At 58.9% G+C, this 13267-nt stretch carries 10 protein-coding genes and 1 tRNA gene; 2 read left to right on the plus strand and 9 right to left on the minus strand.

The annotated features are described in order from the left end of the window. Positions 1–32: 32 nt before the first annotated feature. Positions 33–1790: an arginine--tRNA ligase gene (argS, locus tag AGR7B_RS08205; RefSeq protein WP_003522720.1), complete on the minus strand. Its 1758-nt coding sequence runs from the start codon at positions 1788–1790 to the stop codon at positions 33–35. 75 nt (positions 1791–1865) lie between these two features. Next, positions 1866–3083 carry a deoxyguanosinetriphosphate triphosphohydrolase gene (locus tag AGR7B_RS08210; RefSeq protein WP_059760463.1) on the minus strand — a complete coding sequence of 406 codons (1218 nt, stop codon included), beginning with the start codon at positions 3081–3083 and terminating at the stop codon, positions 1866–1868. 215 nt (positions 3084–3298) lie between these two features. Here AGR7B_RS08210 and erpA point away from each other — a divergent pair, with 215 nt between their 5' ends. Both erpA and xth read left to right on the plus strand, forming a co-directional pair. Further along, positions 3299–3631, plus strand: a complete 333-nt coding sequence (erpA, locus tag AGR7B_RS08215) for an iron-sulfur cluster insertion protein ErpA (RefSeq protein ID WP_065656001.1) — start codon at positions 3299–3301, stop codon at positions 3629–3631. A gap of 96 nt (positions 3632–3727) precedes the next feature. Next, positions 3728–4525 carry an exodeoxyribonuclease III gene (gene xth / locus AGR7B_RS08220; RefSeq protein ID WP_078053086.1) on the plus strand — a complete coding sequence of 266 codons (798 nt, stop codon included), beginning with the start codon at positions 3728–3730 and terminating at the stop codon, positions 4523–4525. Between the two features lie 42 nt (positions 4526–4567). On the opposite strand, the gene exoR is transcribed toward xth, so the two are convergent. From exoR to AGR7B_RS08255, 7 genes are all read right to left on the minus strand, one after another. Continuing rightward, a complete protein-coding gene (gene exoR / locus AGR7B_RS08225) occupies positions 4568–5362 on the minus strand; it encodes an exopolysaccharide production regulator ExoR (RefSeq protein ID WP_003509731.1) in 795 nt (264 codons plus the stop codon). Continuing rightward, positions 5356–5658 (minus strand): hypothetical protein, encoded by a 303-nt coding sequence (locus AGR7B_RS08230; RefSeq protein WP_233282630.1) that lies wholly within the window; start codon positions 5656–5658, stop codon positions 5356–5358. Before AGR7B_RS08230 ends, exoR begins: the two co-directional genes overlap by 7 nt. 268 nt (positions 5659–5926) lie before the next feature. Further along, positions 5927–7216 carry an outer membrane protein transport protein gene (locus AGR7B_RS08235; protein WP_065656003.1) on the minus strand — a complete coding sequence of 430 codons (1290 nt, stop codon included), beginning with the start codon at positions 7214–7216 and terminating at the stop codon, positions 5927–5929. A 460-nt stretch (positions 7217–7676) separates the two neighbouring features. Next, positions 7677–10520, minus strand: coding sequence for a valine--tRNA ligase (locus AGR7B_RS08240; RefSeq protein WP_080856441.1), 2844 nt, complete (start codon positions 10518–10520; stop codon positions 7677–7679). 219 nt (positions 10521–10739) lie between these two features. Beyond that, positions 10740–11747 carry a cell division protein PopZ gene (gene popZ / locus AGR7B_RS08245; RefSeq protein ID WP_080856442.1) on the minus strand — a complete coding sequence of 336 codons (1008 nt, stop codon included), beginning with the start codon at positions 11745–11747 and terminating at the stop codon, positions 10740–10742. 389 nt (positions 11748–12136) lie between these two features. Continuing rightward, on the minus strand, positions 12137–12808 hold the full coding sequence (locus AGR7B_RS08250) for a protein-L-isoaspartate O-methyltransferase family protein (RefSeq protein WP_065656006.1): 672 nt from the start codon (positions 12806–12808) through the stop codon (positions 12137–12139). Positions 12809–13040: 232 nt separating this feature from the next. Then, positions 13041–13114, minus strand: a tRNA-Cys gene (locus tag AGR7B_RS08255). Positions 13115–13267: the final 153 nt, after the last annotated feature.

Below are 13267 nucleotides of genomic sequence, written 5' to 3' on the forward strand. Positions count from 1 at the left end.
CCAGCGTATTGTGAGCAAATAATGGTGATATGTTATCGCATTTCAGCAGGTGCGTCCGCTCCTAAAAGCGTAAGGCCGGACCTCAAAACATTTGCGACAGCATTCACCAGCCCAAGTCTGGCAATGCTCAATTCTCGGTTTTTATCGTTAATAAAACGTAATTCCGGCTGGTCTTTACCCTTGTTCCAGTGTCCATGGAAGGAACTGGCGAGATCGTAGAGGTAAAAAGCAAGCCGGTGCGGCTCATGCGAAAGGGCCGCCGATTCGATCAGGCGCGGATATTCCGCAAGCTTTGCAACCAGCTGCAACTCATTGATATCGCTAATCAAAGCAACAGAAGCCGCCATCTCCTCAGCCGAAGGAGAAAGCCCCGGAAACGCTTCCTGCGCCTGCCGGAAGATCGACATGGAACGGGCATGCGCGTATTGCACGTAAAAAACCGGATTATCCTTAGATTGTTCGGTCACTTTCGCGAAATCGAAGTCCAGCGGCTCGGAATTCTTCCGATAAAGCATCATGAATCGCACCGGATCGCGACCCACTTCGTCGACAACATCGCGCAGCGTGACGAAGTCGCCGGAGCGCTTCGACATCTTCACCGGCTCGCCGTCACGGAACAGCTTGACGAGCTGGCACAGAAGCACCGTCAGTTTCGACTTGCCTTCGGAGACGGCGCGCGCAACCGCTTCCAGCCGCTTCACGTAACCGCCATGGTCGGCGCCGAGCACATAGATCATCTCGGAGAAACCACGGTCGAACTTGTTCTTGAAATAAGCGACGTCGGCGGCGAAATAGGTGTAGGAACCGTCCGACTTCATCAGCGCGCGGTCCATGTCATCGCCCACCTCGGTGGAGCGGAACAGCGTCTGTTCGCGGTCTTCCCAGTCTTCCGGCAATTCGCCCTTCGGCGGCGGCAGGGTGCCCTTGTAGACATGGCCCTTGAAGGTGAGATCGTTGATGGCCGAGAGTATCGGACCGCCATTGCCCTCATGCAGCGTGCGCTCCGAGAAGAACACGTCGTGCCGGACATTGAGCAGCGCCAGATCCTCGCGGATCATCGCCATCATCGCGTCGATCGCCTTGTCCTTGACGATAGGCATCCACTTTTCCTCGGGCATGGCGCGCAGCTTGATGCCATATTCATCCGCCAGCGCCTGGCCGACGGGAACGAGATAGTCGCCGGGGTAAAGGCCGGACGGAATGGTGCCAATATCTTCCCCGAGCGCCTCGCGGTAACGCAGGAACACCGAACGGGCCAGCACATCGATCTGCGAGCCGGCATCGTTGATGTAATATTCCTTGGTAACGCCATAACCGGCAAAAGCGAGCAGGTTCGCCAGCGTGTCGCCGACGACGGCGCCACGGCAATGGCCGACATGCATCGGGCCTGTCGGATTGGCGGAAACATATTCGACGTTGATCTTCTGGCCCGCACCGATGGTGGAGCGGCCGAAATCGACGCCCTGCCCGATCATGTCAGCGAGAAGACGCTGCCAGTAACCGACCGAAACCTTGAGATTGATGAAGCCCGGACCCGCGACATTGACGCTGTCCACATCGCCATCGGCCTGAAGAGCCGGTACGATGAGTTCTGCCAGCGCGCGCGGATTGGTGCCGAGCGGCTTCGCCAGCACCATGGCGGCATTGGTTGCGACATCGCCGTGGCTCAGATCGCGCGGGGATTCGACGGTAATTCGACTGAAATCGACCTTTTCGCGGTTCTCTTTCACGAGATCGAGGGTCTCGAGCGCGTTTTTGATCCTGGTATCGAAATCGGCAAAAATGTTCATCGTTCCAACCTGCGCGAAGGGCTTCTGTTTATATCCGGCCGTTTAACCGGGTCGGCTTCGCGATCGCCCGCTGCCCTATCGCAAATCGGGGGTGTGGTCAAACAGCCGCTGGTGGGCGCGCAGTGCATAACTGTCGGTCATGCCGGCCAGATAGTCGCCCACATGCCGGGCTTTTGCGGCCACGCTCATGCCGGAAATGCTGTCCACCCAGTAGTGGCTCTGCATTTCCGCCGGCGTTTCCATATAACGGTGGAAAAGATCGGTGACGATCTGTGTCGCGCCGGCGCGGATGCGCATGATTTCCGGATGCCGGTAGATATGGCCGAACAGCAGTTTCTTGATCTGCCGGTCGGTCTCGGCCATTTCCGGCGAGAAGGTCGCGACAGTGAAATCGGCAGCGCGGATATCCGCCGCACTCTTCGGCTTGAGACGGGCGAGATTCTGCTGCGCAACGCCGATCACATCTTCCACCATATGGGTGATCTGCCGACGCATGATCTCATTGGCGAAACGCTCCTTGTCGAGCACGGGATATTTCGCCCGCACCTCGGCCATCAGGCCGCCGAGGAACGGCACCTCCTCCAGCATCTCGAAGGTGAGATAACCGGCGCGCAACCCGTCATCGATGTCGTGGGTATTATAGGCGATGTCATCGGCAATCGCCGCCACCTGCGCCTCGAGGCTGGCATAGCTGCCGATTTCCAGATCCTGCAGCTCGCAATATTCGAGAATGGGCAGCGGAACCGGTCCCTTGATCCCCTCGCCCTTCGCATTCACCAGCGGTCCATTGTGCTTGACGAGACCTTCAAGCGTCTCCCAGGTCAGGTTAATGCCGTCATATTCGGCATAACGGCGCTCCAGCTTGGTAACGATGCGCAGCGACTGGGCGTTATGATCAAAGCCGCCATAGGGCAGCAGCACCGCATCCAGCGCGTCCTCGCCGGTATGCCCGAAAGGCGTGTGGCCGAAATCATGCACCAGCGCCACGCCTTCGGCGAGATCCTCGTCGAGCTTCAGCGCGCGGGCGAGCGCCCGGGCGATCTGCGCCACCTCGATGGTGTGGGTAAGCCGCGTGCGATAATGGTCGCCATCAGGGCTGATGAACACCTGCGTCTTGTGCTTCAGGCGGCGAAAAGCCGTCGTGTGGACGATGCGGTCGCGGTCGCGCTGGAACTCCGAGCGCGTCAGGCTTCCGGTTTCGGGAAAAAGACGCCCGCGCGTGGTCCATGGATCCGAGGCGAAAACCGCCCTCTCGCCGCTTCCGAAACCCAATGCGCGCTGGTCTATGATCATGCATCCACCTGTTGTCTTCTCCAGCCGGGACTTCCTTTTGGTCTCGGCCATTGACCTTTTCATTCACCCTTCATACCTATCGCAGAGATCAGCGCAAAGCATCATCGCCGCGCAGACCGCCTTCACACAGGCTATAGACCGTTAATTTGACCGGTTTATAATGGTGACAACGAGATTATTGCTCTCCGGTTCTTGACCCCGGCAGGAGAAACGACATGGAAAACAGCGACATTACCCTTTCTGAAGCTGCGGCAAAGCGAATCGCTCAGATCGTCGCCGCCGAAACCGGCAAACAGGCGCTGCGCGTCTCGGTGGAAGGCGGCGGCTGCTCGGGCTTCTCCTACAAGTTCGATCTGGCCGAAGACAAAGCCGATGACGACATCGTGATCGCCCGCGGCGACGCGAAAGTGCTGATCGACAGCCTCTCGGTCGTCTATATGGCCGGCTCCGAAATCGACTTCGTCGACAATCTGCTCGGCCAGTCCTTCCAGATCAAGAACCCGAATGCTGTGGCAAGCTGCGGCTGTGGCACCAGCTTCTCGATCTGACATCGTCTTTCCACCACATCCACAGGGCCGTTTTCCAAAAACGGTGGCAATCGCTTTTGCATCGGGTAAAAGTACCCTCGCAAAAGGGAAACTCCGATGAAGATTGCCACCTGGAACATCAACGGCGTCAAGGCGCGTATCGAAAACCTCTGCCAGTGGCTGAAGGATTCGTCGCCCGATATCGTCTGCCTTCAGGAAATCAAATCCGTCGACGAAGGTTTTCCCCGGCTGGAGCTGGAGGCGCTCGGCTATCACGTCGAGACCCATGGCCAGAAGGGCTTCAACGGCGTCGCGCTGCTGTCGAAGGTCAAGCCCGACGAGGTCAATCGCGGCCTGCCCGGTGACGATGCCGATGAACAGGCGCGTTTCATCGAAGGCGTGTTTTCCGTCGATGGCGGCGCGATCCGCGTCTGCTCGCTTTACCTACCGAACGGCAATCCGCCGGACGATCCGGTGAAATATCCCTATAAGCTTGCCTGGATGGAACGGCTGCGGCATTTTGCCGAAGATCGCCTTGCGCTCGAGGAGCCGCTGATCCTCGCGGGCGACTACAACGTCATTCCCGAGCCCTTCGATTGCCACGACCCACGCGTGTGGGAAGGCGACGCATTGTTCCTGCCGAAAACACGTGCGGCCTTCCGCAAGCTGGAGAATCTGGGTTTCACCGATGCCGCGCGTGCGACGACGGATGAAGCAGGACTTTATTCCTTCTGGGATTATCAGGCCGGGGCATGGCCGAAAAACAATGGCATCCGCATCGATCATCTGATGCTGTCAGCGGAAGCGGCCGACAGGCTGCAATCCGTCAGCATCGAAAAACATGTGCGAGCCTGGGAAAAACCGTCCGACCATGTGCCGGTCTGCGGTTATTTCGATTTCAGTCCGGTCGGCTGAGCCACTCCTGGCGGGTGGATAAAACCACCCCGATCAGCACCCTCAATCCGGATCGTTGAACTGCATGTTCTGCGCCATGGCGATGGCGGCGCGGCGATCGTTCTCACCGGCGAGCGAAAAAGCCTGCTCCTGCAGGTTCTGTATCCAGGTGCAGTCCGCTGCCGTGCACTTGTCGAGCGCCGCCGTCATGAAGGCCAGCCCCTGCGTCGTCTGGCCTTCCTGGAAGATCAGGTTGCCGAAAATCGACATGGCGCCGGCATGGCCGTGCTTGCGGGCCTGGTTGAGCCACTTCTTGGCCTGCTGCACATCGGCGCGGCCGCCCTCGCCGGCGAGAATCATCTCAGCCAGACGGAACTGCGCCTCAGCGACGCCAAACGTGGAAGCAACCTGGAAATAAAGCTGGCGGGCCTGCGACAGGTCCATCTTCACCGGGCTGCCGGGAATGCCGTGACGGTAATAATCCGCAAGGGAAAGCAGCGCGTTGACGAAAAAGCCGGTATCTTCCGAACCCGGCTCCACGCCCTGATTGGCGATTTCGCTGTAGATCTTGAAAGCTTCGAAGTCGTTTTTGGCGACGCCATCGCCATAGGCATACATATTGGCAAGCGCCCAGCGCGAGCCGGTATGGCCCTTTTCAGCCGCGTAGCGATAGGCCTCGACGGCTTCACCCTTGTTGCCGTTCTTGTAGGCCTTGAAGCCGAACTTGAACAGGTCGAAGGGGCCGGATTCCTTGGTCACGCCCGCATTGATGTCAAAAGCCGCAGCAGGCATTGCGAGCGACGCAAGCAACATGCCCATGAGGAGCGGCTTTAAAACGTTGGCTTCACATTTCAGCATTTCAGCGAACTTCTCTCAACTCTTCCCGGCATATAGCCAATACTTGCGGAATACTGCAAAGCCGAACCCCGCCGGGTCGCGATTTTTCGAACACACTGCGTCTTTCCGGCAGCACTTTCCAGCGCACCACCGGTGGTCTCTTGCGGCAATTGCCCTAATTTTCCAGTGAGACAGATATAGGCATAATTTCCGGCAACATAACGGCATTCCGTCATCCGCCGGTCAGCGCCAGACAAGAAAGCCGGGCGAAATTCCCGTATTACTTGCTTAAACGCTGAATCCAAACCCGTTTTCACTTTCTGCAACTCCGCAGGCCCACATCAAACGCCTGCATGTTCTTTCATTCCCGCGCCTCTAAACATAAGCCAAGCACCTTGTTTGTGGCGGGAAATGGACAGATATGCTCACATTCCAACGCGCCCACACGCTTGCAGAAAAGTGTTGCCAAATCGTCACAAAACTTTCGGGCTAGAAAATTTTATCGAGCAGGAATCATAGTCGCGCATGAAAAAAGGCCCGGTTGGTAAACCGGACCTTTATTTTAGCATCTACGGAAGGATGACGTCAGAACTTGACCTTCACACCGGTCGAGATGGCTGCGACGAGGTCGTTGCCGAAGTCGTAGCCCGCCTCGTTGCCGCAGGTGAAGCCTGCACCGCACGGTCCGCCATTGATGGACGAGCTACCGGAGGTCAGGAGGCCGAGAGCGCCGGCAATCTTGAACTCGATGTTCTTGTTCGGGGAGTAGACGATCTGCGTGCCCAGTGTCCAGGTGTCGGTCTGGGTGCCGATGACAGTCGACGTACCGCGATCCCAGGTCAGGCTCACAGCACCGCTCCACTGTTCGTTGAACTTGTGACCGACGCCACCCGAAATCGTCCAGCCGTCGCGATAAAACAGGTCAAGCGTGTTGAGCGTGTCAGCTCCGCTCGGAACGCACGGCGACGTGCCGACCGCGCAGAAAGGAATGACCTGAATCTGGCTCCAGTCCGTCCACTTCACGGAACCGAAAGCAAGCCAGTCCGGCGCGATACCAGATTGCACCTTGAGTTCGATACTGTCAGGCATGGAAACAGAGCCATAGATCGGCACGAGCTTGCCACCGTATTTCGCAAGCGTCGGAGAAATGGACGGCGGCGTCTGCGGGATCGCCCTGACGTCGGCGAAACCGGTCAGGTCGTGATCAACGGCGCTGTTGTAAACGAGGCTTGCACGGAAGGCGATCTCGGGAATCTCATATGCCATGCCGGCGCGCCAGCCCCAGCCGTCACCTTCCATCTCAAGTTTGCCAACGCCGCTGAAGCTGGACCAGGCCGGATTGAGGCCCAGAACGGCCGGCCCGAGAACCTGACGGTATTTATAACCGCTGAGTTCCTGATAGAAACCACCGCCTATAATCGAGAAGTCGCCCTTGCCAAGATCGAACTTCACCCGGCAGGTGGTGGCGTAATTGTGCGACTTGACCTTGGTTTCGATATTGTAGCTCGATCCCTGCCAGATACCGGGATTAAGATGCGCGCCCCAGGGCTGCGAATAGTCGAACATGCAGTCGCCGAAATCACCGATTGCCGCTTTGGCGCCGATCCGGGTCGACCAGAAGTTTTCAGAGTCATCTGCGCTCCTTGACCAGGCCGCAGGCAGCGGGCCGCTCTTCAGCGGATTGTCCCGGGCATTTTCCACCTTGCGCTGCGGCGCGACGAAGGTTGCAGAACTGTCGAGAACATAATCGGACGGATCGAACAGCAGGTCGATATTGTAACCGCCGCGCTCAAGGCCGCCGGCCAGTGAGGGCGTTACCGCCGCGATGCTGACTGCGAAACATACCGCGCCGCGAAAAATTGCAGTTTTTGCCATCTCTCTCCCCAATCAAGGCAATGTGATCATCAAAAGAGTGAAGCGCTTCGCAGCAAATGACAATCTGCCGCACTCTGGCACAGTTCTGCGACACTTCTCCATTTTTTACGTAAGAATTTCATGTCGATCCCCTTGCATAATCATTTTAGGTTATTTTTCTAATCCAATTGAAGCAATCAGACATAAAATGAAACAAATTCCCACTTGAGGCGGGAATTGTCGCCAAATAACCACACTCACGGGTTTCCCGAGGAAACGCGCTTATCAGGCCGTTTTTGTTGGATTTTTTGGCTGTTTCAGAGGTTTTTGGCCGGGCATAGCGTGAAATAATCGCTCTTTCGGCTGCCCATGATTCGCCGTTGCAGTGCAGCAATCAATCGATACGAATTGTTACATAGAAACAAAAACGCCCCGTTTCGAACGGGGCGTTTTCTTTTCAGAAGAGAGCCGGAGGCAGCTATTAACCCGCTTCGCTGACCCGCGTGAGCGCCGTTCTCAGGCTTGCAAGCTGCACTTCCAGCTCTGCCTTGCGCTCGCGCTCGGCGGCGACCACTTCCGGATCGGCATTGGCCACGAATTTTTCGTTCGACAGCTTCTTGTCGATGCGTTCCATTTCCGCATCCACCTTGCCGATCGCCTTTTCGAGACGGGCTTCCTCGGCGGCCAGATCGATGAGCTTGCCGAGCGGCAGGCAGACCGTGGCCTCACCGACGATGATCTGCGCGGAGCCCTTCGGTGCGACATCGGCGGCGCGGATTTCATCCGCCCGCGCCAGGCGCCGGATGGCGGCGGCGTGGCGGTCGAGCCGCGCTTCGGTGGAGGTATTGGCGCCGACAACGACCAGCGAAGCGGTGGCGCCCGGCGGCACATTCATCTCGGCGCGCGCGGAGCGAATGCCGGAGACGAGATCGATCAGCCAGTTGATTTCGGCCGCCGCGGCATCGTCGCGGAATTCCGGCACCGGCCAGTCGGTCAGGCAAAGCAGATTATCCCGCTCCTCACCCTCGCCCGCCGTATGCGCCCACAGCTCTTCCGTCATGAAGGGCATGAAGGGATGCAGGAGCTTGTAGATCTCGTCCAGAACATAGGCCGCGCAGGCCTGCGATTCCCTCTTGGCCTTTTCGTCTTCGCCGCTGAAGACAGGCTTCAGCAGTTCCAGATACCAGTCGCAGAACTGGTTCCAGACGAAACGGTAAAGAATGCCGGAGGCATCGTTGAAGCGGAAGTTCTCAAGCGCCGCCGTCACGTCGCGCGCCGTATTGGCAAGCTCGGTCAGAATCCAGCGATTGATGGTCAGAGACGCGGTTTCGGCGAGGAAATGCGGATCGCGCTTCACGCCGTTCATCTCTGCAAAACGCGTCGCATTCCAGAGCTTGGTGCCGAAGTTGCGATAACCGGCGATACGCGCCGGATCGAGCTTCACGTCACGGCCCTGCGCCGCCATGATGGCAAGCGTGAAACGCAGCGCATCCGCACCATATTCGTCGATCAGTTCCAGCGGATCGATGACGTTGCCCTTGGACTTCGACATCTTCTGGCCGTTCTTGTCGCGAACCAGCGCGTGGATATAGACCGTGCTGAAAGGCTCGACCGGGTTGCCGGCATCGTCCTTCATGAAATGCAGGCCCATCTGCATCATCCGCACCACCCAGAACGGGATGATGTCGAAACCGGTCACCAGCACGTTGGTCGGATAATAGCGTGCCAGTTCCGGTGTCTGCTCGGGCCAGCCGAGCGTCGAGAAAGGCCAGAGCGCCGACGAGAACCAGGTGTCGAGCACGTCTTCGTCGCGGGTCAGGATTTCACCCGGCTTGAAGTTCTCAAGCTTCTCCTCGACCCAGGCCTTCCACGGACCTTCATGGGCGATGTAATGCTGGATGGCCGCCTGAAGCGCCTCTTCTTCGGTCTTCTCAACGAAGACCTGTCCGTCCGGGCCATACCATGCGGGGATCTGGTGACCCCACCACAATTGCCGCGAGATACACCAGGGCTGGATGTTCTCCATCCACTGGAAGTAGGTGTTTTCCCAGTTCTTCGGCACGAAATTGGTGCGGCCTTCGCGAACGGAGGCAATCGCCGGCTGGGCCAGCGTCTTGTTGTCCACCCACCACTGGTCGGTCAGGCGCGGCTCAATCGGCACACCGCCACGGTCGCCATGCGGCACCACGTGCTTGTGCGGCTCGATCTTGTCGAGCAGGCCGGCTTCCTCGAAGATTTCGACGATGATCTTGCGGGCGGTAAAGCGGTCCTGCCCTTCCAGACGATCCCATGCGCCATGCAGCGCCGCGGGATGGCTGAGACCCTCGAGGAAATCCTCGTTTTCCTTGATGGAGATCGTGCCGTCGATATTCATGATGTTGATGGCGCGCAGGCCGCAGCGCTTGCCGACTTCGAAATCGTTGAAGTCATGCGCAGGCGTGATCTTGACCGCACCCGTGCCGGCCGTCGGGTCAGCATAGTCATCGGCGACGATCGGGATCTTGCGGCCGATGATCGGCAGGATGACATGCTTGCCGATGATGCCCTTGTACCGTTCATCCTTCGGGTTGACCGCAACGCCGGTATCGCCGAGCATGGTTTCGGGCCGCGTCGTGGCGACGACGATATAGTCGCGCGTTTCGAACTCGGTTGGCTTCCCCTCCTCGTCGAAAGCGACCGGATATTGATAGGTGACACCCTTTTCCAGCGGATAACGGAAGTGCCAAAGGTTGCCCTTCACCTCGATCTGTTCGACTTCCATGTCGGAAATCGCCGTCTGCAGCTTCGGGTCCCAGTTGACGAGGCGCTTGTCCTTGTAGATCAGGCCCTGCTTGTAAAGGGTGACGAAGACCTCGAGAACGGCCTCGGAAAGCCCCTCATCCATGGTGAAGCGCTCACGCGACCAGTCACAGGAGGCGCCAAGGCGTTTCAGCTGGTTGAAAATGAGACCGCCGGATTCGGCCTTCCACTCCCAGACCTTCTCCACGAAAGCCTCACGGCCCATATCGCGGCGGCCCGGAAGCTGCTGCTCCATCAACTTGCGCTCGACGACCATCTGCGTGGCGATGCCGGCATGGTCCATGCCCGGCTGCCACAACACGTCCTTGCCGCGCATGCGCTCGAAGCGGACCAGAATATCCTGCAGCGTGTTGTTGAGCGCGTGGCCCATATGCAGGGAGCCGGTCACATTCGGCGGCGGGATGACGATGGTGAAGGTTTCCGCGCCCGGCTTGGCGTTGGCGCCGGCACGAAAAGCGTTAGCCTCGTCCCAGGCTTTGGCGATCTTCGGTTCGACGGATGCGGAATCGTAGGTCTTTTCGAGCATTTCCTGACCTGAATTTTAGAGTTCTTGTGTGGATTTTTTTAAATAAGGATGGACGGGAGAGAGTCAACAGAAACCCGCCCGCGAGCCAACCATTGAGTGGACCCACGGGTGACTATGACCCCATAACACCTTCATCTTCAACAAAAAAGCCGCCCCGATGCCGGAGCGGCCCCTGTTTCGTCGCATCCGCCGCAATCGCACATGCGGCCGGAGCGGAACTTAGCGGCGCGAACCGCGCGCCACGCGCTCGATTTCCTCGCGCACCAGACGCTCCACGAGCGTCGGCAGATTGTCTTCCAGCCAGTCCTGCAGCATCGGACGCAACATTTCGGCGGCCATATCCTCAATCGAGCGCCGCTCGACGCCGTCGAAAACCTCTGCAAGCTCGCTGAACGAACGGGCGATCTGCGCACCGGCAGCGGCGGAAAGAAGATTGAGCGACAGACCGCCCTCAACACCCGCCTCGTCTTTTGCCTGTGGCTCGGCCAGATCGAATGCCGGTTTCTCAACGGCAGGCTCCAGCACCGCAATATCGAAACGCTCCGCTGTCAGCGGCGTTTCGAGGGCGCCGCGCAGCGAAAGCTGATCGAAGCGGTTTTCGGCCGAAGACGCGCTTTCGATGGCGGCAGCGGCGGCGCGATCCTCGGCGGCAAAAGATACCGGCTGCTCGTTCACGCTGGATGCCGGCTGCTCGCTCACGCTCGCGGCGGCCGCAGCCGCCATCAGCGGACGAACATCCGTCGGGCGCTGCGGTGCGGCGCGTTCGGAAGACGGCGCGGACAAAGGCTGCGATACGGTCGGGGCAGCAGCCGACGGCGCGGTCTCGGCCGCGCCGCGCTGGGCCTGCGCGGCGAAAGCCTGCGGCCCCATGGCGGCGTTACGGTCTGCGGCGGCACGCACACGGGCAGCGACATCTGCAAGCGACATGGTCTTCTCGGCGGCGCTTTCCTGCCGTTCAGCCATGGGCCCTTCAGAAATCGGCGAAAAATCCTGCGCAGGCCGTGCGCCAAAAGCCTGGTTTGCGGCGGGGGGAACGCGCGCCGGCGGGCTGATGGGCTCCGCCACGAAGGCTGCTTCGCTCGCCGCCTCGTCTTCATCGTCATAGACCGGCGGCAACTGCCCGGAAAACGCACCGGCAGGTCCGGTCTCGTTGCTTTCGATGATCCGGCGGATAGACGCCAGAATCTCTTCCATGGACGGTTCACGCGCTACGCTTGGCTGAGCCATATCAATCCCCGGTTTCCACTCTTCGAACGCCCTTGCCGCATCCCTCGGACACCGGATGAGCGCTCCTTGACCTGTTCAATTTTCACATCGCGTTTTCGACAACCGAAATCGATTGTCACACCGATGCTCTGAAACATGGCCGGCCAAGCGCCTGGGCATTTCGCCGTCCCTGTCGCAGGATCATGCGGGGCAGAAATACGCACACCCCGAATCACCCTTAGTTTAGGTCAGCATAGCGAGGAACTAAATCACTGATTCGACAAGTTTCGTGATGATGCACAGCTTTGTGAGAACGGCCCGAAAGGAAGCGCTCCGCCGGCAAACCGAACGTAAAAACGCCGGGGCGGAAACTCCACCCCGGCGCCAGAAAGAAGATGATCGTTTGCCGATCAGAAAACGAATTCGGCCGCCTTGGCAAAACCCGGCAGCGGCTTGACCGAAGCATTGAAGAAAGTGGCGGCCGATGTGCTGTTGCCATCGCGGCGATAGACGGTGGCCTTCGCGGCGCCGCCATATCCGACGACGACAACCAGACGGCCGCCGTCACGCAGCTGGTCGGTCAGTGCCGCCGGCACTTCCTCAACCGAGCCGTTGATGAAAATGAGGTCATAGGGCGCTTCGCCCGCATAGCCCTTTTCGAGGTCGCCGGTTACGACCGCGACATTGTCATATCCGAGCGAGGCGAGCGTCTCGGTCGCCTGTGCGGCCAGCGCCTCATCGCTTTCAAGCGAAACCACCGAACCGGCAAGCTGCGAAAGGATGGCGGCTGCATAACCTGCACCGCCGCCGACTTCCAGCACCACGTCCTCCTTCGACACGGCCGAAAGCTGCAGCAGCTTCGCCAGCGGCGAGGTCTTCATGACATAACGGGCCGGACGGCCATCGCGGGCGGGACAGATCTGCAGGTCCTCGTCCACATAGGCTATCTGCCGCACGCCCGCCGGCACGAATGCCTCGCGCGGCACGCTCAAAAACGCCTTCAGCACGGAATGCGACGTCACGTCGGTCGTGCGCAACTGGCTGTCGACCATATTGGCGCGTGCGGTTTCGAAATCCATCATATCGTATCGCCTCAATTTCACGGATGCCGGTCGGGAAGCCTCGGCTCCAAAAGCTCAAAACGGCAGGGGCTCCCCCTCGCCTTTGGATAATCTCATAATTGCCCAAGCGCACGCTTTCAAGCGCGCTAAGCCGGATGTGTGGGAAAAAGCGAAACAGTGGAGATTTCCGGAACAGCAAATGACCGCGAAGCGGGGTCAAATATCGAAAAAACATTGCGTTCGTGGAAATTTTTGGAGGCCTCGCCCGGAATTGAACCGGGGTACAAGGATTTGCAGTCCTCTGCGTCACCACTCCGCCACGAGGCCTCACACGCTTATCAATCAAGCGATGGCGGGCATTTAGAACGAATCCATTATGGGCGCAAGAGGGTTCGTTCCGAATGTGGTGTTTTTTCGGATCGGACCGGCACACCGCTAAGGCAAGCCGCTTAAGCACTTAAGATTCCGAAGCTTTTTGTA

Source organism: Agrobacterium deltaense RV3 (assembly GCF_900013505.1).
Classification (GTDB): domain Bacteria; phylum Pseudomonadota; class Alphaproteobacteria; order Rhizobiales; family Rhizobiaceae; genus Agrobacterium; species Agrobacterium leguminum.